The organism is Viridibacillus sp. KH_047, from assembly GCF_057838945.1.
In genome coordinates this window covers 724,918-744,626 of sequence record NZ_CM174479.1, presented here as the reverse complement: position 1 = coordinate 744,626, position 19,709 = coordinate 724,918, and the positions used below count along the sequence as shown (strand labels likewise).

Below are 19,709 nucleotides of genomic sequence, written 5' to 3'. Positions count from 1 at the left end.
GACATATTTCTATTGTAAAAACAAGCATATGTCTGTGTTATTTCCATGTTTGCTCAAAGTCTGATTCTTTAAATCCTAACGTCACTTTTTTTCCGTCTGTAACGATTGGGCGCTTGATTAACATACCATCTGAAGCAAGCAATTCTAATTGCTCATCTTCCGACATATCAGCCAGACGATCTTTCAATTGCAACTCTCTATACTTCATTCCTGAAGTATTAAAAAATTTCTTCAATGGCAAACCACTAGCATCTACATACTGTTTTAATTCCTCTTTAGAAGGTGTTTCTTCAACGATATGCTTATCTGTATAGTTTACCCCATTTTCGTCTAACCACGCTTTTGCTTTACGACAAGTTGTACATTTTGGATATTGAATGAATAAAATAGACATATACATGCTCCTTTTTCCAAACTATTTAATTCTATTGTAGTGGGAGTAAAGTCTACAAGCAAGAAATCCGAACACAAAAGTTGTGTTCGGATTCTCAACTAGCTTATTTTAGACAACAAATTTTTCTGCAGCAATCAGTTTAACTGATGCTTCACGTTTCTTCGCAATGACATTGTAAGGATTGTTACGAGTAAGTTTGCGAAGTGCAGATAACATCATACGAGCATTGTCTCCGTCAACTGCTGTAATGATTGTTTCTTTTGCTTCTTTTTCGATTTCTTCAAATGCTTCTTGGCAGAAGATTTGAGTATATAGTAATTTTTGGCTTGCTTTATCTAACCCATCACGAGCAATAGCTTTTTCTGTACGTAACACAGTAGATTCCATTGCAAATAATTGGTTAGCTATATTCGCAATGTTCACTAGTAATTCTTGCTCGACATCTAATTTCGGACCATATTTTTGTGCTGCAAGACCAGCTGCTAATAGAGCGATTTTTTTCGCATTTTTCACAAGATACTTTTCTTGCGCTAATGGCTCATCACTAATTTCTTCAGGCATTAGCATTAATAGCTCTTGTTGTAGGCTCTGCGCTTGTTGCAATAAAGGTAACTCACCTTTCATTGCTTTTTTCATAAATGTGCCCGGTATGATGAAGCGATTAATTTCGTTAGTTCCTTCGAAAATTCGGTTAATACGTGAATCTCGGTAAATGCGCTCTACTTCGTACTCTTGCATGAAACCATATCCACCATGCAATTGCACCGCTTCATCCGCGATATAGTCAAGTGTTTCAGAACCAAAAACTTTATTGATAGAACATTCGATAGCATATTCTGCAATTGACGCTGCAATCGCTTTACCGTCTTTTTGTTCTTCTTCACTTAATTGGCCCATACGATCTTCAAAGTATCCTACTGTACGATAGATTAAACTTTCAGTAGCATACAACTTTGAAGCCATTGTTGATAATTTTTCTTTCGTTAAATTGAAAGATGAAATAGGTGTTTTAAATTGTTGACGTTGGTTTGTATACGAAATCGCTAATTCAAGAGCACGCTTTGATGCACCAATTGAGCCAACACCTAATTTGTAACGACCGATGTTCAAAATGTTAAATGCAATAATGTGACCGCGACCTACTTCACCAAGTAGGTTTTCAACTGGCACTTTTACATCTTCTAAAATTAGTGTGCGAGTGGAAGAAGATTTAATCCCCATTTTCTTTTCTTCTGCACCGACAGAAACACCTGGATAGTTGCGTTCTACTATGAATGCTGAGAATTTATCACCATCAATTTTCGCATATACGACGAATACATCAGCAAAACCAGCGTTTGTAATCCATTGCTTTTCACCGTTTAATACATAATGTGTGCCTTCTGCATTTAATTTGGCTACTGTTTTAGCACCTAATGCATCCGACCCAGAACCTGGCTCTGTTAATGCATAAGCTGCAATTAGCTCACCAGATGCAAGCTTAGGTAAGTACTGTTGCTTTTGCTCTTCATTACCAAATAATACGATTGGTAATGAACCAATTCCAACATGTGCACCGTGTGTAATAGAGAATCCGCCAGCTACTGACATTTTCTCAGCAATTAATGCTGATGTTACTTTGTCTAAGCCGAGTCCTTCATATTCTTCAGGAACATCTGCAGCTAAAAGACCAAGTTCACCAGCTTTTTTCAATAAACGTACAGAATGATCAAACTCATGATTTTCTAAGTTTTCAACGACTGGTAATACTTCATTTTGCACATAGTCCTCTGTCGTTTTCGCAATCATTTTATGCTCTTCAGTGAAATCTTCTGGCGTAAATACGCGATCAAGTTCTACATCTTCAGTTAAAAAGCTACCGCCTTTAATGATATTCGCTAATTTCTCTGTCATAATAATCGCTCCCCTTTTGTGTGTTATTTATAGAATTTCAAATACGCCAGCAGCTCCCATACCGCCACCGATACACATTGTTACTACACCGTACTTTTTACCTTGACGTTTTAACTCATGAATTAATTTCAGTGTTAGGATTGAACCTGTAGCACCTAGCGGATGCCCCAATGCAATTGCACCACCATTAACATTGACTTTTTCAAGGTCGATGCCCAGTTCACGAACCACTTGAATTGATTGTGAAGCAAAGGCTTCGTTAATTTCCCATAGGTCAATATCTTCAATAGATAGGCCAGCAATTTTCAGCGCCTTCGGTACAGCAACTGTTGGACCAATCCCCATAATTTCAGGAGGCACTCCGCCTACTGCAAAGGATAAAAATTTCGCCATCGGCTTTAAGCCTTGTGCTTCGGCCTCTTCACGGTCCATAACAAGTACTGCTGCTGCACCATCTGACGTTTGTGAAGCATTTCCTGCTGTTACACTTCCAGTTACTGAAAATGCTGGGCGTAATTTCGCAAGTGTTTCTTGAGATGTACCAACACGTACACCTTCATCCATATCAAAAGTGAATTTTCTCTCTTGCAAATTATTCCCTGCATCCACGTATCGTTGCACGACTTCCACTGGAACGATTTCATCGACGAATTTACCTTCTTGAATTGCTTTTGCCGCTAATTCATGTGAACGAACAGAAAAGGCATCTTGATCCTCACGACTAACATCATATTTCTTAGCTACTTCTTCAGCTGTATGCCCCATACTCATATAATATTGTGGGGCAGTTTCCGCTAAAGTCGCATTAGGTCTAATCACATTGCCCATCATTGGTACTAGACTCATAGATTCAATACCACCTGCAATAATAGCTTTTGAATGTCCAAGCATAATACGTTCTGCCGCATAAGCGATTGATTGTAAACCTGATGAACAGAATCGATTAACTGTTACAGCTGGTGTTGTATCAGGTAGCCCGGCAAGCGCTCCTATATTACGCGCAATATTCATCCCTTGTTCTGCTTCTGGCATAGCGCAGCCAAGAATTAAATCATCTATGTCCCCTTCATAACCTGCTCTTTGTAATGTCTCTTTCACAACTAATGCTCCAAGATCATCAGGACGAATAGTTGCTAAAGATCCTTTTTTTGCTTTTCCAATAGGTGTTCTTGCACCTGCTACAATAACAGCTTCACGCATAGTAGATTCCCCCTTAATCACTTCTCTAAAATTAGTTGCGAAGTGGTTTTCCTTTCACTAACATATGTTGCATTCTAGCTTGTGATTTTGGCTCTGCAACAAGGCTTAAGAACGCTTCACGCTCTAAATCTAGTAAGTATTGTTCATCCACTAATGTGCCGTATGGAACTTTGCCGCCTGCTAAAACATAGGCAAGCTTTTTCGCTATTTTCAAATCATGCTCACTAATGAAGCCTGATTGATACATTCCTTGTGCTCCTAACAATAATGTTGCATAACCAGTTTCACCTACAACTGGCACCTTAGTTCTAATTGGCGCTGTATAACCACCTTCATATAATGCCAATGCTACTTGTTTGGCGTCATATAGTTGGTGATCAGAGTTAACGCTAATACCATCAGCAAAGTTTAAGAAATTATTTTCGCGCGCTTCCTCAGCAGATGTTGAAACTTTCGCCATTGCGATAGATTCAAATACTTTGTTTGCGATATTTTGATAATCGACTTGTACTCCATTCGGCAATCCTTTTAAATGCTTTAAGTACAATTCTTTATTACCTCCACCGCCTGGAATTAGGCCTACACCTACTTCCACTAGCCCCATATACGTTTCCATTGTTGCTTGAATATGAGCTGCTGGTAAACAAACTTCAGAACCGCCACCAAGCGTCATAGCAAATGGTGCTGCCACTACTGGTTTTGAACTGTACTTAATTTTCGACATCGCATTTTGGAAACCACGTATCGTAAAGTCTAACTCGAAAATGTTGTCATCTTGGGCTTCCATAAGAATCATTCCTAAGTTGGCACCAACGCAGAAGTTCTTCCCTTGGTTACCAATAACAAGCCCTTTATAATTTGCTTCTACCTCATCAATGGCATAATTAATCATTTGTATAACATCTAAACCGATAGCATTTGCTTGTGAATGGAATTCAAGTAACGCAATGCCATCCCCCATATCGATTAAGCTAGCTCCTGAGTTTGATTTAATAACACCGTGTTTTTTCTTATAGCGTTTCAAATCGATTGCTTTTTCATTAACCGGTACTAGCTTGTAATCTTCACCGTCGAAGTAAGCTAATCCATCCTCTAGTTCTTTATAAAAAGTTTCATAGCCTTTAGCTAGTAAGCCTTCTACGAAACTAGGAATTTCTTTACCTTCAGCAGTCATCTTCTCAACTGATTTCTTAACACCTATTGCATCCCAAATTTCAAATGGTCCTTGTGTCCAGCCGAAACCCCATTTCATGGCGTTATCGATTGCGACAATATCATCTGCAATTTCACCATGTAACTGTGCTGAGTAAAGTAAAGTTGGTGCTAGCACATTCCACAATAACTCTCCTGTACGGTCATCCGCATATGTTAACAACTTCACTTTCGCTGCTAATCCTTTTTGTTGCTTTGCCATTTCAATTGAAGGTGTGCGGAGTTTTTTTACTGGTTCATATTCAAATGTATCTGTATTTAACTCTAATATCTCTTTTCCTTTTTTAATGAAGAATCCTTGACCTGACTTCGCTCCAAGCCAGCCATTATCAACCATCTTTTGAACATAAGCTGGTACTTCGAATACTCGTTGCTCTTCGCCCGTTGTTTGATCATATACGTTTTTTGCAACGTGAACGAAAGTATCTAAGCCGACAACATCTAATGTACGAAGAGTTGCTGACTTTGGACGACCAATTAACGGTCCTGTAACAGAATCTACTTCACCAACCGAATAACCACGTTCTTGCATTTCACGTAAAGTAACAAGCAAGCCATATGTACCAATCCGATTAGCGATGAAGTTTGGTGTGTCTTTTGCTAGAACGACACCTTTTCCTAGTTTGTCTTCTCCAAATTCCTTCATAAATGCCACTACATCAGGACAAGTATTCTTTGCCGGAATTACTTCAAGCAGTTTCAAATAGCGTGGTGGATTGAAGAAATGAGTGCCTAGGAAATGCTTTTGGAAGTCTTCTGAAAGACCTTCAGCCATTGCATCAATACTAATGCCTGATGTATTTGAACTAATAATTGTGCCTGGTTGACGAACTGTATCAATTTTTTCATATAAATTCTTTTTAATAGCTAAGTTTTCAACGACAACTTCTATGATCCAATCCACTTCTTTTAGTTTTTCAAGATCATCTTCAAAGTTCCCAACTGATAATAATGCTAAGTTCTTCTTTGCAGTTAATGGTGCTGGTTTTTGTTTTAAAAGCTTTTGTAATGCCTTTTCTGCAAATCGATTACGAACGACTGAACTATCTAAAGTAAGCCCCTTCGCTTCTTCCTCTTTAGTCAATTCCTTTGGTACGATATCAAGTAAAATCGTTGGAATACCGATGTTTGCTAAATGGGCTGCGATCCCCGAACCCATTACCCCCGAACCTAACACAGCTGCCTTCTTAATTTGATAAGCCATGAGCAAATCCTCCCTTTTCCCCTTTTTGAATGAATGCTCATTCATTTTAAGAATAAAAAAAATATAACTTCCTTATCTGCTTCTTAGTTTAGACTATTTTCTGTTTTTTCGCAATAATCAAATTCATATAACCTACAAAAATATGGATTATATTTTGTTTTTATTCCCTTAAACATACTGTCATCACTTTTTTTAAAACAAGTTACTTTCAGGGTCAACCAAAAACGTGTACACTACTTTAATAGGAGGGATTTACTTATGAAACCAATTACAACTATTGAACAATTTAATGAAACTACTTCAACAGAAAAACCTGTTATCGTAAAATTCCACGCTGGATGGTGCCCTGACTGCACACGCATGGACATGTTCATCGACCCTATTATCGAAGAATACGATCAATATGATTGGTATGAATTGAACCGCGATGAGCTTCCAGAGCTTGCTGAAAAGTATGATGTTATGGGGATTCCTAGCTTACTAATCTTCAAAGAAGGCGAAAAATTAGCGCATCTTCACAGTGCAAATGCTAAATCACCAGCTCAAGTAACTGAATTCTTAGAAGCTCAAAAGGAAAATGCGTAACATTTTTTAAACGGGTAGACTTCAATGTCTATCCGTTTTTTCTTATATATTTTGTAATATACTATGTATTCTATTCATGAAAAGTTCTAACAATTACTCACCGATATCCATAATTGTTATATTAATGATTAAACTACCGCTTCATATATTGTAACTAGAGATTGGCTTGTATTTTTTCTTATAGGTATCTACAAGCGGAATCCTATCGCGTATAGATTCATACATTCTTTTCATGGAGGTGAATTATATGCGCATTCAGTTACCCGTAAATGGTCAATCCCAACATGCCGATAATGTGAGGAAGCAATGGCGGAATTCTGCATGTGGACCAACAACCGCTGCTGTCATGTTAGATTATCTATTCCCTCATGAAAAAACAAAAAGCATCAATCAGCTTTATAAACAGCTAGGAACAACACCAATTGGCCTTTTTAAATACCGCTTCATTCATAATATGCGGAAAATAGTTGGGCCTGATTGGTCTATTCAGAGCTGTAGCTTTCATGATGCTTTGTTTGAATTGCGCGCGGGAAGACCGGTTGCAATGAAGTTTGATAAATATTTTTCTTTTCATTTTTGCTTAAAGCCCACATACGCCTATCACTGGGTGCCGCTCATTGGTTATGAAGAGGTTGAGGACGATGTCATCCTCATCATCCATGATAATGGTGGACAAAATCGTGATAGTCAAATACGTGAGGTCTCCTATAAAGCCAATCAAAAAGTGCTTAGCTTTGTAAAGATGACGCCTTTAACCATTCGGGAATAATGATTTTGCATGGCGTGAAATCAGTGAATAACCATCCATCGTTAATTGATCAAGCTTCTCTTGCGTTAGTGACGGCAATGATAAATCATCAATTGTTGCATGAATAGGCACTTCTGTATGAATTTTCGCCAGTTGATGTGACAGCTTTAACATTTCTTCATATTCTGTGATTTTCGAACGTTGTGCTGGTTTAAGCTCATCTATCGCAGCTAAAACACCATCCACTGAGCCGTATTTTTGGATGAGGCTCAACGCAGTTTTAGGGCCAATTCCTTTAACACCTGGGTAACCATCACTTGAGTCGCCCATAAATGCTTTAACATCCGCAAATAATGCAGGTGCAATTGCATATTCTTCCTCAAAACGTTGAACATCATAGACATTGTATTCTGTATAACCTTTTTTCGTTAAGGCAATCGTAGTTGAAGGATTTAATAACTGTAATAAATCCTTATCGCCACTGACAACTGTTATCTTCGCATCATTCTTCCATTTTTCAACGATTGAACCAATTGTATCGTCTGCTTCCATTCCTACTTCACCAAAGTTTTTCCAGCCTATCATTTCTGATACTTCCTTCGCCATATCAAATTGCGGCTTCAATTCATCTGGTGGACTCGGACGATTTGCTTTATAGCCATCAAATAGGTCATTTCGGAAAGTGTGTACACCCATATCCCAACATATGGCCAAATGAGTCGGTTTCATCATCGATTGTGCAGTCAAAACATGACGTGCAAAACCTTGTACTCCATTTGTCGGTGTACCGTCTGCTTTTCTAAAAAACTGGTTCATCGGGGCTGTTGCAAAAAACGAACGGAATAACAGTGCCATTCCATCTACTACTAAAATATGTGGTTGCTCATTCATTATATATATCCTCTCAATCTGTTCACTTTAATATCTATTAAGCATTCATTATAACAAATATCTAGATAGAATGAGTATGTTGTGCGTTCTATGGGTAAATATGAATAGATATGTAAGGAGGATTAAATGAATATACATATTTAAAAACGCTTCTATTATTAGCAGATAATTGCTACTAAATAGACGCGTTTTTTTGACTGTTTAATGGCTAGCTGGAGATAACCAATCAGCAAGCTTTTCTACATCTTCACTAAAAATTCGATCTTCATTAATTGTAGGTACAACTGCGCGCACTTCTTGCCATTTAGTATAAAGGGGTTTAGACATTTGCTCTACGCCTCTATATTCAACTGCTTGTGCTGCACAAATAGCTTCTATTGCTAACACTCTTCTAGCATTTTCAATTATTTGATAGGCATGTCTTGAGCCTATGGTTCCCATACTGACATGATCTTCTTGATTGGCTGAAGATGGAATAGAATCTACGGATGCTGGATGCGCCAATGTTTTATTTTCAGATACAAGACTTGCTGCTGCATATTGCAATATCATTGCTCCAGATTGCAAACCTGGTTGTGGACTTAAAAATGCTGGTAATCCTTCATTTAACTGAGGATTTACGAGACGTTCAATTCGACGTTCAGATACGTTTGCTAATTCAGCCATACCAATTTTCAAGAAATCCATAGCAAACGCGATGGGTTGACCGTGGAAATTCCCTCCAGAAATGACTGTATCACCATCATCGAAAATAAGCGGATTGTCGGTAGCCGCATTTATTTCAATTTCAAGCTTCTCTTTCACATAATTGAGTACTTGCCAGCTAGCCCCGTGAATTTGCGGAATACAACGTAGAGAATAAGCATCTTGTACTCTCTTCTCCCCTTGTTTAGTCGCTAATTGACTACCATCTAACCAATTACGCATACGCTCCGCGACATCCATTTGCTCCTGATAGCCACGTGCCTCATGAACTGATGGATGGAAAGCATCGACAATTCCAAATAAGGACTCCATCGTCATTGCTGCAATCCATTCACTGTCATAAGCCAATTTCCTTGCTGCTAAATAATTGACAACGCCTTGAGCTGTCATTGCTTGGGTGCCATTTATTAATGCTAAGCCCTCTTTCGCCTCTAATGTAATCGGTTCCAAATTATGAGTTTGCCAAACATCAGCCGCTGGAACTTGCTCATTCTTCTGCCAGACAAACCCTTCACCAATTAATACTAAAGCTAAATGTGATAATGGAGCCAAATCACCTGATGCACCTAGTGATCCCTGCTGCGGAATGACTGGATGAATTCGGTTATTTACCATATATGCAAGACGTTCTAGCACTTCTAAACGAATGCCAGAAAAACCTTTTAACAATGCATTCAAGCGAAGAACGACCATTGCTCTAGAAACGACTTCAGCAAAAGGCGCACCTATACCACAAGCATGTGAGCGGATTAAATGGAGTTGAAGTTTTCGCGTATCCTCTTCTGCAATTTTCACATCACTAAATTTACCGAAACCTGTATTGATACCATAGACAGTTTGGTCTTCACGAACAATTTTCTCAACAGCTAAACGGCTTTTCTTAACAAGCTCTATCGCATTTTTATCTAATTCAACTTTGACGTTATCATTTAGAATGATATTTAAATCCGCCAATGATAGGTTCTTTCCGTCTAATGTAATCATTCAACAGTCACTTCCTCTTTATCATCGTGAAAATTCCAGTACGCTTTTCGCCCTTTTAAACAACTTCAAGAAGACGAACTGAATCAGAAATTTTCCTTATATACTACATTCATTCTACATAAAATCAGTCTGAAATTAAGTACTTTTTGTAAAAAAGTAAAAATTTCTCATGTGCTATCAATGTAGTATTTTAGCAGGATAAAGTCGCTGAATAACAATAAACTTTTATCAAGTTTCTATATTTTTTATACAGGATTATGATAGAGACTAAATAGTACCTTTTTTACCGAGCGCCTAATAACTTCAAGAAAACTTTACTTTCGATGACACCCCTTTAATTATTTCTCTTCCACTATAAATCGTTCTATTACCTTCTTTTCATGCGAAGATAACACAATATTTGTTGAAGGTGTGCCGTATTGCATGGAGTCATCGATAAATTGCTCTAAACTCTCTACAGAATGCGTTGCTATTTTAACAATATAGCTAATCTCTCCTGCCACTCGGTAACACTCAAGTACATCCGGATGATTATGACAAAAATTCGCTAATGCTTTACAGTCCTTTGACTCGAACAAAATAATCGCACGCATTGGACGGTTCATTTTTTTCAATGCAACATTTGCATGATAACCCTCAATTATTTGCTGTTCTTCTAACTTTCGAACTCTCTCAATAACTGCAGGAGCCGATAAATGAACGATTTCTGCTAATTCTTTCATAGAAATTTTGGCATTTAACTGTAATTCCCTTACTATCTTTTTATCTATTTGATCCATTTTTTCACTCACCTTTTTTTATTAAATAGAATAACTCAAAATCCTTATAATATAAATTTAATTAAAGAAATATCCTTTTTCAGCTTATGTAATATAACTTTTTATTTAATTAAAATAAAGATATTGGAGGGATTTAAGAAATGAAAAAAATATTATTGTTATTAGCAGATGGCTTTGAAGCAGTAGAGGCTAGCGTATTTACAGATGTGCTTGGTTGGAACAAATGGGAAGGCGACGGCTCGACTGAGGTTGCGACAGTTGGCCTTCGAAATAAATTAACTTGCACATGGAATTTCAACGTTGTCCCTGAAAAAACGATTAATGATATTCAATTAGATGCATTTGATGCATTAGCTATTCCAGGAGGTTTTGAAGAGGCCGGCTTTTATGACGATGCATTTAGTGAATCCTTCTCAAACATAATCCGTCATTTTGATGCAAGACAAAAGCCTATCGCTAGTATTTGTGTAGCATCGTTAGCACTTGGTAAAAGTGGCATTTTAACAAATAGAAAAGCTACGACTTACGCTCACCCAACAAGTATAAGAAAAGAACAGTTAAAGAATTTTGGCGTAAATGTACAAAATGAGAGAATTGTTCAAGATGGCCATATCATTACATCATCAAATCCCGGTACTGCTTTTGATGTCGCATTCCTATTGCTTGAAATGCTAACGTCAAAAGAAAACACACATCATGTGAAAGACCTCATGGGATTTGCCTAATCAAAAGTAAATTAAGCAGATGTGTTTTCAATTCATAAAAAAACTGCTAAGTAATCGACTTTAGCGAATACTTAGCAGCTCATCTTACTCTTCTATTATTAAATGCACTTGCAACTCAATTGCTACATTCCCTTGAATTGCCTTACTGATCATACAAGTTTTTTCTGCTTTTTCTGCAAGCTTTTGCGTTAAAGTAGCATCTCGTACCGTTGTGCCACTTGGTAAGGTGATTTCTGGTTTATGAATAATTTTCTTATAAGTAAAGACGCCATTCGTTACATCAACGATTCCTTCAGAATGCATCGATAGGCTCTCTACATTAATACTTGATCGTTCAAGCATTGCGGCTAGTGTAATAATATAACAAGTCGCAGCAGCTCCTAACAGCAGCTCATCGGGATTAGTGCCAATACCTGGCCCGTCCATTTCAGGGGGAATAGATACTTTTGTTTGTAATTGACCTGATGCGATTGTGCCGACATCATTACGACCACCTGGCCAATTTGCAGTCAAATGAAAACTATGTTCTGCCATGTTCAAACCTCATTTCTAATTCGCAAAGGCATAATATTTTTCAGTATATGGATCAAATGCATAACGCGAAACTACTTTATCTTTTTCAAGCGTAATGATATATACTTCTAGCCCAGAATAGTCGACAATCGTTCCGCTAAATTTGCGGTCCTTCACAACTTTTCCGCCCTCAGTTCGCGAAATAATTTGCGCTGCATCATCTACATTAAAACTCGGTACATGCTTTTGGAAATAGAACGGAGCTATGATTAAAAGTGCATATGCAATAATGATAAGTGCATTCTTTTTTCTAATATTACTTTTCTCAACCAATATAAAATAAGCTACAAACAATAATACATTACCGCCAATAATGTAGTATGGCATATCTCCTAGACCATTTATAAAAAGATATTGTTTCCCTATAAAGTGATAATACAGCATCTCTAATGCTGAAATTACAAGTATTCCTTGTAAAAGTCGTTTTCTCTTATACATTTATGTTTCACCTCAAAAAATTTATAAATCCTATTTTCAATAGAAAAGCATTCGAAGCCCACGACAAATTATGCCATAATAGAATGCAGATTGATAGAAGGAAAACTGGTCACTCTATCGAAGAAACACCGGACAGGCAATTTCGTTTTCACAACAATTCCTATTACTATTTACACTCTATGTACTCTTTTCACCTAAACCAACAGCTTATCTAGTGAAAAAGATGTTTGATGGTTGCGTAGCAGTTTAGCCTGAAAAATAGAATGCCATCGAGAAAAAGACAAAGAGCTGGAATACTATCGATTATGATTCTAAGTATAAAGACGGTTACCTTGATATCATTGTTCCCAAAGATACATCAGAACATGTACCCGTAATTTTATGGATTCATGGAGGTGCATTCGTTGCTGGTGATAAAGGAGACATTACAGAATACGCAGTTCAGGTTGCAAGCCGCGGCTATGCTGTAGTTAATATGAATTACGAGCTCGCTCCTGGAGTTAAATACCCGACACCATTACAGCAAATCGACGAAGTCTATCGTTACATGAAACAAAATGCTGACAAGTATAAACTTGACCTTGATCAACTCTATATCGCAGGTGACTCTGCAGGAGCCCAAATGGCAAGTCAGTATGTGAATGTTCAGGTCAATGAGGAATACTCTGAAATGGCTAAGCTTACAGCGGTAGTTCCAACCAGTACGATTAAAGGTGCCTTACTATTTTGTGGACCATATGATATTCAAGAATTTGGTACATCCAGTGATAGTAAATTAATAAATTTCATTTTCAAACGTGTAGGCTGGGCATATATCGGTGAGCGAAACTGGCTCGACCATCCAACAACTAAGTTTGCTTCTACTATTGACCACGTTTCAGCAGATTATGTACCTGCTTTCATCACAGACGGTAACGAAGGTTCTTTCGAAAAACAAGGTAAAGCATTGGCAGAAAAACTTACTAAACTAAACGTCCCTGTAACTAGCGTTTTTTATGATAAGGACGAAGCTGTTTTAGGTCATGAATATCAATTTATGATGAACACAAAACAGGCCGAGCATACATTTGAAGAACTTATTATTTTTTTAGATAAATTTTCTAAATAAAAAATGCCTAGATTTCTCTTAATGGAGAAGTTAGGCATTTTGTTTAATTTATTTGATTTGGATGGATGTGCTTCCTTTTAAATAGTTTGGATAATCGCTGAAATAAAATTTCACTGGATTGGCTATTTTTTGCGGTTTTAATTCTACTTCCCAATTGGCTTCATTATTTTCATCATCAAACCACGAAGCTATTGAGGATGTATCAATTTGTTTGTTATTGGCATCTTTTACTTTATAGATTAATCCAAAATGTTTATCTCCATTCTTCACTTTCATTTTTGCTTTTATAGAATGCTCGGATATATTAGTAACTACCACCTTGTCTTGATATGAACGTTTCAATACTTTTTTCTTTTCTAGATCAACAATTATATAAGCGTCTTCTTTTGGTAATGCCTGAACTCTATCAAATTTTAAATACAGATTCTTAGGCTGTTTAAAGAAATTGCTTTGTAAGAAGAAAGTTCTTTGATGATCGTCATTTCCTCCAAAACTTGTAATTCCATTCTTAATACTCCCCCAGACTTCCCCACGCTCATCTTCAATTCGGATATCCTCAAAATTTAATATTCTCATCGTATTGCGCTGATCAAATGTCATATTAACAGCAACACGTAATGGATAGAGAATAATATCTTCTATAACAATTTTCTGTCCATCCATTATTATTTCCTTATTAATTGTGAACACTTTTCCTTTTTGAATGTCCTTTTTAAGTGTGAACGGAATACTAAAACTCGTTTTTTGCTCGTTCCTTAAATTTAGTTTCAGTTCAAACTCTTTAGAACTATATTTTTGCTGTTCAGCAAATGTAAAGGTTATTTCATCTGTTCGATATTTTTTATTCTCTTGATCTGGATTACCATACTCTGTTGAACCTACGAGACTTTTTCCATTATGAAAAATTTCAATACTTCCATAATCTCCAGAACGTAATTTTTTAGGTGATTCAGTAGTATAAAATATGACCATACCTGACTCATCAACAATGACCCCATCAATCGTAACCTTTATATTATCTTTTGTTTGCGATACACCAATTGCTTCATAGTATTCATTATCAACTATTGCTTGAAGACCTTTATCGTACTGGATTAAATCAACTAAACGTTCCAACCCTGGAATACTCGCAACGGTTTTGGCAAAGGCTGGGGAAACTCGAATAGATGTAACGAATGTGATAAAAAGAAGTGCTGCAATTGAAATGGACCAAGCAATGCGTTTAAATGAGCGCTTCTTTCTACGTTCCGAAGTCTTTGCAATTTGCATCCCTTGCTGAATTGCTTGATTAAGCTCATCCTCAGGAATTGATAATTTCTCTAAATCCTTTTGCATGTCATGTAATTTAGCTTCTTCCTTTTCATACATCTGTATTCTCTCCTCCCTTTGACCAAAACGTCCGCAATGATTGTAATGCTTTATATAATCTCGATTTCACTGTGCCTTCAGGTATATTTTCAAGTATGGCAATGTCTTTTATCTTCGTATTTTGGAAGTATTTCAATGTAATGAGTTGTTGGTCTTTTTTAGATAAGGAGGCCATTGCTTCATTCAATTCTAAGAAACGTGTGTCATCCATTGTTGCAATTTCTTGTAGCTTTTCAGTTGATGTAAAGCGTTTATTCTTTGCTATTTGATCCTGACAATAGTTCATCATTATGCGGATGAGCCACGTCTTTGTATAGGCTGGTTCCTTTAGCGTATGAATTTTTTGATAGGCTCGGACTGTTACTTCCTGAACAGCTTCTATCGCATCATGTTCGTTCTTTAGAAAGGCATAGGCAGTACGGTATAAATCATTCTTATACAACTGCATGATAGCTAAAAAAGCAGTGTCATCACCTTTAATCGCTTGTTGCGCTAGCTCTTGTGGTTCCATCCTTTCACCTCGTTTCGGGCTTTGTATGTATTAGACATAGTAGTAAAGAAAAAGTTCATCCTATTTTTAAATATAACAAAAAAAACGCCAATCGATTTTTCGATTGACGTTTTACAATTATAATTCGTCGGCAAGACCAAGGATGACAATACCTAGCATAATAATTGCAATGACGAAATATTGTTTCTTTGTTAGTTTTTCTTTTAAGAAAATACGCGATAGTATAATTGAGAAAATACAGTATGAAGAAATAATTGGTGCTGAAATAAACGCATATGCTGAAATTGCATACACATAGAAGAACTGACCAATCGTTTCTAAAACCGCTGCATATGTACGATCACGCTCTTTAAATACATTAAATTTCACTTTTTTATAAAAGCGAAGATAGATAAAGCATACAATTGCTACGATAAAGAATGTATATTCATATGCTAGTAGCGCTGCATCTTCAGTCATGATTGTTAACTCATCCAAGTAGATACCGTCAGCGAAAGTTCCAACCCCATCTATTAATGCGTATAAAATCGGGAATAACATTGCGAAAAATCCAAATTGATATTTACGTTCGATTTTGACTTTTTGAGAACGTAATAATGCATCGTCCTGTTGCTTTTCAATAACAGCAATCCAAATAACGCCGGCTGTAATAGCAATGATACCTGCAAAATGTATCCAAGTAACTTCTTGTGGAAAGAACATATATAATAATATCGTTGTAACCGCACCTGAAGCATTTTGCACTGGCGCTGCAATGGATAATTCTAAATAACGTAATCCAACATAACCAAAAACCATTGAAACAATGTACAATGTTGAAACAGGTAAATACGTTAACATATCTTGAGGATGGAATTCTAAACCTTTCACGAACATATAGATCGTTGCGTGAATCCCCATAACAAGACCAACCATAATCGTTATTTTGATATGACTATTTTTGTCATTTGAATCTGAGCCCTTTTTGTAAAATAAGTTCGCTGCTCCCCATGAGAGCCATGTTAATATTGCAAATAAAAACCACATAATCTAAATAAACTCCTTTTTAATGGTAACCTAGTAATTTTGAAAGAATAATAAGGTAAATAACAATTAAAATTATGGAGAGTAATGCATTTTGAAAGCCTTGGTTACTTCTTGCTTCGTAGTAGCAATTTCACCATTCTGTATATTAAGTCCATTAACAAATAGATTGCCTAAACTGAACAGACCGTTTGCTAAATAAGCTTTTTTCATGTAGAAATACCTCCGTTCTGTCTAATTGTATGTATTTTTTCACCCATTGACAATAAGTATTTTCATAATAGCGCTTCCAATTACCCAAGGACTTTAAGCCCTCTTAAAAGTTAATTTAAGAGGGCTGGTTATTGTGCCTATGAAATGTTTTTAAAAGATATATTTAATCAATTAGCTTAAATAATTCGCTGTACTTCTTCAAAGTTCGGTATACCTTTTACTAAATTATACTCTGCCCATTTCTTTACTTCACTTTCTACAGCTCTATTCTGCCATTCAAAACAACCACATTCTCTGCAATGACTTTCCATATACGTGTTATTATTACGTCTTTTTTGATACACGGTCTCTTCCTTGCAATTGTAGCAATATAGTTTTTTCTCTAATTCCATCGGTAGCCACCTAACCTTTCTTGTTCATTGGTTTTAATTGTGGCTACAGCTTTCTCTATTTGTGCTTTATTTAATCTTGTTTTTTCAGCAATCAAAGTTCTTTCAATCCAAATATTTTTTTCAAAAACAAAAAACCGTTGATTCCTCAACGGTTTTTCTTGTCTTTCATATGGAGACGGCGGGAGTCGAACCCGCGTCCAAAGACTCCAATACTTCAGCGTCTACGCGTGTAGTTTGCCTATTCGCAATTCACGTAGCATTATGCCGACAAACAGGCGTCCTGTACGCTAACCTGGAAATCTCTTGCCGGTGACTCAGGTGGCAGTCCATACTTTATTTATATAGTTAAGGTGTATTACATTTAATTTAAACTTGGTTTATAAAACCTACTTTAAACATTATATCTCATTTCCGCAAAATAAAAAGAGAATCTTATTTAACTTGGCTGTTTTACTATATTTCGCAAACAGAAACCCACCTATAGCCTCCGTTTGTGAAAAAAGGACATTTCAACAGTGTCTAAGGGTTTAAGATTAAAACTTTTCATCTGTTCCGATATGCTGAACAATGTTCATCAGAAATACGGTAATTTTCCCTACCTGTTAAAGCTGCTACTTCCACTAATTTATGACCACTTTTGTCCCATACTCCAACTGCATACAAGGACACCCATTCAAGATTTCCCCGTGCTGACCGAAAGTAATCATAATCATTATTTGTTGTTACCAAGATTTCTGTATAAGTAATCTGCTTGTTTTTTCGGTTTTGAACCACTAAAACAAAATCTAGCTTTTCTTCTTCTTTAGGTATCTGGATAATCCGTGCTACAAACATTCCATTAGCGTTCTTCTTCGTTTTATAAATTTTTTCTGCTTCTATTTTTAGTTCTGGTCTACCCCTCATAACTTCTCTCTACATCCTTAAATTTTTTTCGATGATTTATACAAATTCCCAGCTAGTATTGATAATCCACTGTTCAACTGACCTACCTTTTTGTTGAATAACAACAACCATTTTGAAAACAGCCTATCCTTATTAGTCCTCGTCATCACCATAAAAAGCCTTATAGTTTAATTCGGCTATTTCTTCGATAGTCGGCTTTCTCCCAAAATGCTTTTCTGACAACGCTGTTAATAGCTTTATGCGTTCCCCATTGTCCATTTCATCCTTGCTTTTAATATCTGTTCAGCAGTCATTTTTGTCATAGCAGCGGTCTCCCTTTTTCAATGATTTTGTCAGTTTTTTTAATGATATTATCTAGCTTTTCATTTACCTTACTAAATCTGTTTTCAATTCCGTCCATACGCCCATTAAATTCAGAACGAAATTCCTTCATACCACTGTTTAATTCATTTACGTTTTTCTCCAGTAATTTAATTTCCGCAAATAACTTTTCAAATTGTTCTTGTTCTCTTTCTTTATCAGTCATAGTAATCCCCCTAAGGTGTTTTAAAAAAATTGGTGAAATTATTTTTTTCTAAAATGGCTACCCAATTATAGCAAAAATCTGATGCACCCTTCGCCTAAAACGCTGTGAAACGAATCGAGTAATACACTTACCCATCAAGTGAAAGTTAAATCACTTAGAATCGCGTGTAGCCACACTTTTGACCCCAAAAAGTTTTTAAAATGGTGTGTATATTTTCCAAGTGCCAGACAGCCCTATATACACCCCCCAGCCCCATGGTATACCCTTATAGCCTATCAAAAAGAATACAGTCATACCTTCCCTATCAATTGGGTTCTTCCCTACTTGTCACAACCGTTCATTCTGTTCTTGTTTCTTTCTGTTTGCTGTTGTCCGTCCTGTGTCCAGTGGTCACTATGAGTAGGGCTGTTTGTTTGGGTCTCTTATGCCCTGTGTCCGTCCTTGTTCTGTCTTACCTTGTATTGATACCTTCTATCCTTATCCGTGTACGGGCTGGGTACGGTCTTTATATGGGGTGGCTTTTAAGTGGCTATTTCTTCCCTTTTCACAGCACACCGTTTTGATTGTTACTTTTGATTGACCGCCACCCCTTGTTCTTGCTTTACTGGATAGCCCCACTCACAACTGTTGATATTTGAGAGTTCAAAAAACAAACAAAAAAACCCGCTTTCGCAGGTAAAGATAAACTTTACAAAGACTACTTTTCGGATTCAAATAAATTCATATTAAGTTGTAATAATCCAAAAGAATTAACCTTTTTGATTTAATATTTTTTCTCTAATCCTGAAATTAAATGTTTTTGAACTTCTTCTAAAGATACATCTCCATTAAGTGACTCGTACTTATAAACTGTATTTCCGGCAGAATTAGGTAACATTACTGCAATGGCACTATATTTTTTTTCTAAATCTGCTTTATCTGCATCTACTTCATATTTATAAACTTCAATACCAGCTGGGCTTTCTAATATTGCTGCAACTGAATCTGAATTATATTTCTTCGCCGCTTTAGCCATTTCGCGTTTTAGAATCTCTTTTAAATCTCCATTATCTGCTTCGAATTTCTGAATTACATTCCCTGTAGTGCTAGTATCTTTAGATGTCAACATTTCCGAATTAGTGTCTTTAGCTAAGATTGAACTAGGAATTAAAAGAAAACCAAAACTAAATAGAATTGTACAAGTGATTTTTTTCATCGTTATCCCCTCCAAAACTATAATACTCATATCTGTACCATACTATGTCTCAACTCATATTTAGTTCTTTGGTTAAATAGTCATTTTAGCATCATATTTTAAGCAGTGTGGAACAGATTCTTATTCAATTAACGTTAAG

22 protein-coding genes are annotated in these 19,709 nt (G+C 36.5%); 4 read left to right on the top strand and 18 right to left on the bottom strand.

Annotation, left to right across the window (positions count from 1 at the left end; all coding sequences use genetic code 11):
• Positions 1 to 37 precede the first annotated feature (37 nt).
• The 4 genes from AC3IS5_RS03730 to AC3IS5_RS03715 all read right to left on the bottom strand — a co-directional run bounded on the left by AC3IS5_RS03730 (position 38) and on the right by AC3IS5_RS03715 (position 5,903).
• On the bottom strand, positions 38 to 394 hold the full coding sequence (locus AC3IS5_RS03730; RefSeq protein ID WP_489426625.1) for an arsenate reductase family protein: 357 nt from the start codon (positions 392 to 394) through the stop codon (positions 38 to 40).
• Positions 395 to 502: 108 nt separating this feature from the next.
• The gene (locus AC3IS5_RS03725; protein ID WP_489426624.1) at positions 503 to 2,287 is read right to left on the bottom strand and encodes an acyl-CoA dehydrogenase FadE; all 1,785 of its coding nucleotides are present in this window, start codon (positions 2,285 to 2,287) and stop codon (positions 503 to 505) included.
• Between the two features lie 27 nt (positions 2,288 to 2,314).
• Entirely contained in the window at positions 2,315 to 3,487 is a 1,173-nt protein-coding gene (locus AC3IS5_RS03720) for an acetyl-CoA C-acetyltransferase (RefSeq protein WP_368539262.1), read from the bottom strand.
• 31 nt (positions 3,488 to 3,518) lie between these two features.
• Complete coding sequence (locus AC3IS5_RS03715) at positions 3,519 to 5,903, bottom strand: 3-hydroxyacyl-CoA dehydrogenase/enoyl-CoA hydratase family protein (protein WP_489426623.1); 2,385 nt, start codon at positions 5,901 to 5,903, stop codon at positions 3,519 to 3,521.
• A 258-nt stretch (positions 5,904 to 6,161) separates the two neighbouring features.
• Between AC3IS5_RS03715 and AC3IS5_RS03710 the strand changes: the two genes are divergently transcribed.
• Positions 6,162 to 6,488 (top strand): thioredoxin family protein, encoded by a 327-nt coding sequence (locus AC3IS5_RS03710; RefSeq protein ID WP_489426622.1) that lies wholly within the window; start codon positions 6,162 to 6,164, stop codon positions 6,486 to 6,488.
• 247 nt (positions 6,489 to 6,735) lie between these two features.
• Positions 6,736 to 7,257, top strand: coding sequence for a C39 family peptidase (locus AC3IS5_RS03705; protein WP_489426621.1), 522 nt, complete (start codon positions 6,736 to 6,738; stop codon positions 7,255 to 7,257).
• Here the strand turns inward: AC3IS5_RS03705 and AC3IS5_RS03700 are convergent.
• From AC3IS5_RS03700 to AC3IS5_RS03690, 3 genes are all read right to left on the bottom strand, one after another.
• Positions 7,240 to 8,127 (bottom strand): 5'-3' exonuclease, encoded by an 888-nt coding sequence (locus tag AC3IS5_RS03700; protein WP_340705770.1) that lies wholly within the window; start codon positions 8,125 to 8,127, stop codon positions 7,240 to 7,242. The genes AC3IS5_RS03705 and AC3IS5_RS03700 overlap by 18 nt on opposite strands.
• 201 nt (positions 8,128 to 8,328) lie before the next feature.
• Positions 8,329 to 9,816 carry a histidine ammonia-lyase gene (gene hutH / locus AC3IS5_RS03695; RefSeq protein ID WP_489426620.1) on the bottom strand — a complete coding sequence of 496 codons (1,488 nt, stop codon included), beginning with the start codon at positions 9,814 to 9,816 and terminating at the stop codon, positions 8,329 to 8,331.
• Positions 9,817 to 10,154: 338 nt separating this feature from the next.
• Entirely contained in the window at positions 10,155 to 10,595 is a 441-nt protein-coding gene (locus tag AC3IS5_RS03690) for an Lrp/AsnC family transcriptional regulator (RefSeq protein WP_489426619.1), read from the bottom strand.
• A gap of 140 nt (positions 10,596 to 10,735) precedes the next feature.
• On the opposite strand from AC3IS5_RS03690, the gene AC3IS5_RS03685 reads away from it, so the two are divergent.
• Positions 10,736 to 11,320, top strand: a complete 585-nt coding sequence (locus AC3IS5_RS03685; protein WP_489426618.1) for a DJ-1/PfpI family protein — start codon at positions 10,736 to 10,738, stop codon at positions 11,318 to 11,320.
• Positions 11,321 to 11,404: 84 nt separating this feature from the next.
• Here the strand turns inward: AC3IS5_RS03685 and AC3IS5_RS03680 are convergent, their stop codons facing one another.
• Together AC3IS5_RS03680 and AC3IS5_RS03675 are read right to left on the bottom strand one after the other, a co-directional pair.
• Positions 11,405 to 11,854, bottom strand: coding sequence for an OsmC family protein (locus tag AC3IS5_RS03680; protein ID WP_489426617.1), 450 nt, complete (start codon positions 11,852 to 11,854; stop codon positions 11,405 to 11,407).
• A gap of 15 nt (positions 11,855 to 11,869) precedes the next feature.
• Positions 11,870 to 12,331, bottom strand: a complete 462-nt coding sequence (locus tag AC3IS5_RS03675; RefSeq protein WP_489426616.1) for a hypothetical protein — start codon at positions 12,329 to 12,331, stop codon at positions 11,870 to 11,872.
• Between the two features lie 268 nt (positions 12,332 to 12,599).
• Between AC3IS5_RS03675 and AC3IS5_RS03670 the strand changes: the two genes are divergently transcribed.
• A complete protein-coding gene (locus tag AC3IS5_RS03670; protein ID WP_489427813.1) occupies positions 12,600 to 13,439 on the top strand; it encodes an alpha/beta hydrolase in 840 nt (279 codons plus the stop codon).
• Between the two features lie 48 nt (positions 13,440 to 13,487).
• Here the strand turns inward: AC3IS5_RS03670 and AC3IS5_RS03665 are convergent, their stop codons facing one another.
• The 9 genes from AC3IS5_RS03665 to AC3IS5_RS03625 all read right to left on the bottom strand — a co-directional run bounded on the left by AC3IS5_RS03665 (position 13,488) and on the right by AC3IS5_RS03625 (position 19,570).
• The gene (locus tag AC3IS5_RS03665) at positions 13,488 to 14,807 is read right to left on the bottom strand and encodes a DUF4179 domain-containing protein (protein WP_489426615.1); all 1,320 of its coding nucleotides are present in this window, start codon (positions 14,805 to 14,807) and stop codon (positions 13,488 to 13,490) included.
• Positions 14,800 to 15,318, bottom strand: a complete 519-nt coding sequence (locus AC3IS5_RS03660) for a sigma-70 family RNA polymerase sigma factor (protein WP_489426614.1) — start codon at positions 15,316 to 15,318, stop codon at positions 14,800 to 14,802. The genes AC3IS5_RS03665 and AC3IS5_RS03660 overlap by 8 nt, the downstream gene beginning before the upstream one ends.
• Before the next feature lie 117 nt (positions 15,319 to 15,435).
• The gene (locus AC3IS5_RS03655) at positions 15,436 to 16,344 is read right to left on the bottom strand and encodes an EamA family transporter (RefSeq protein ID WP_489426613.1); all 909 of its coding nucleotides are present in this window, start codon (positions 16,342 to 16,344) and stop codon (positions 15,436 to 15,438) included.
• A 72-nt stretch (positions 16,345 to 16,416) separates the two neighbouring features.
• The gene (locus tag AC3IS5_RS03650) at positions 16,417 to 16,554 is read right to left on the bottom strand and encodes a hypothetical protein (RefSeq protein WP_489426612.1); all 138 of its coding nucleotides are present in this window, start codon (positions 16,552 to 16,554) and stop codon (positions 16,417 to 16,419) included.
• A 176-nt stretch (positions 16,555 to 16,730) separates the two neighbouring features.
• Positions 16,731 to 16,898: a hypothetical protein gene (locus tag AC3IS5_RS03645; protein ID WP_489426611.1), complete on the bottom strand. Its 168-nt coding sequence runs from the start codon at positions 16,896 to 16,898 to the stop codon at positions 16,731 to 16,733.
• Positions 16,899 to 17,489: 591 nt separating this feature from the next.
• Positions 17,490 to 17,849: a hypothetical protein gene (locus tag AC3IS5_RS03640; protein WP_489426610.1), complete on the bottom strand. Its 360-nt coding sequence runs from the start codon at positions 17,847 to 17,849 to the stop codon at positions 17,490 to 17,492.
• A 132-nt stretch (positions 17,850 to 17,981) separates the two neighbouring features.
• Complete coding sequence (locus tag AC3IS5_RS03635; protein ID WP_489426609.1) at positions 17,982 to 18,107, bottom strand: hypothetical protein; 126 nt, start codon at positions 18,105 to 18,107, stop codon at positions 17,982 to 17,984.
• 40 nt (positions 18,108 to 18,147) lie between these two features.
• Positions 18,148 to 18,375 carry a hypothetical protein gene (locus AC3IS5_RS03630; protein ID WP_489426608.1) on the bottom strand — a complete coding sequence of 76 codons (228 nt, stop codon included), beginning with the start codon at positions 18,373 to 18,375 and terminating at the stop codon, positions 18,148 to 18,150.
• A gap of 763 nt (positions 18,376 to 19,138) precedes the next feature.
• The gene (locus AC3IS5_RS03625) at positions 19,139 to 19,570 is read right to left on the bottom strand and encodes a hypothetical protein (RefSeq protein ID WP_489426607.1); all 432 of its coding nucleotides are present in this window, start codon (positions 19,568 to 19,570) and stop codon (positions 19,139 to 19,141) included.
• Positions 19,571 to 19,709 lie beyond the last annotated feature (139 nt).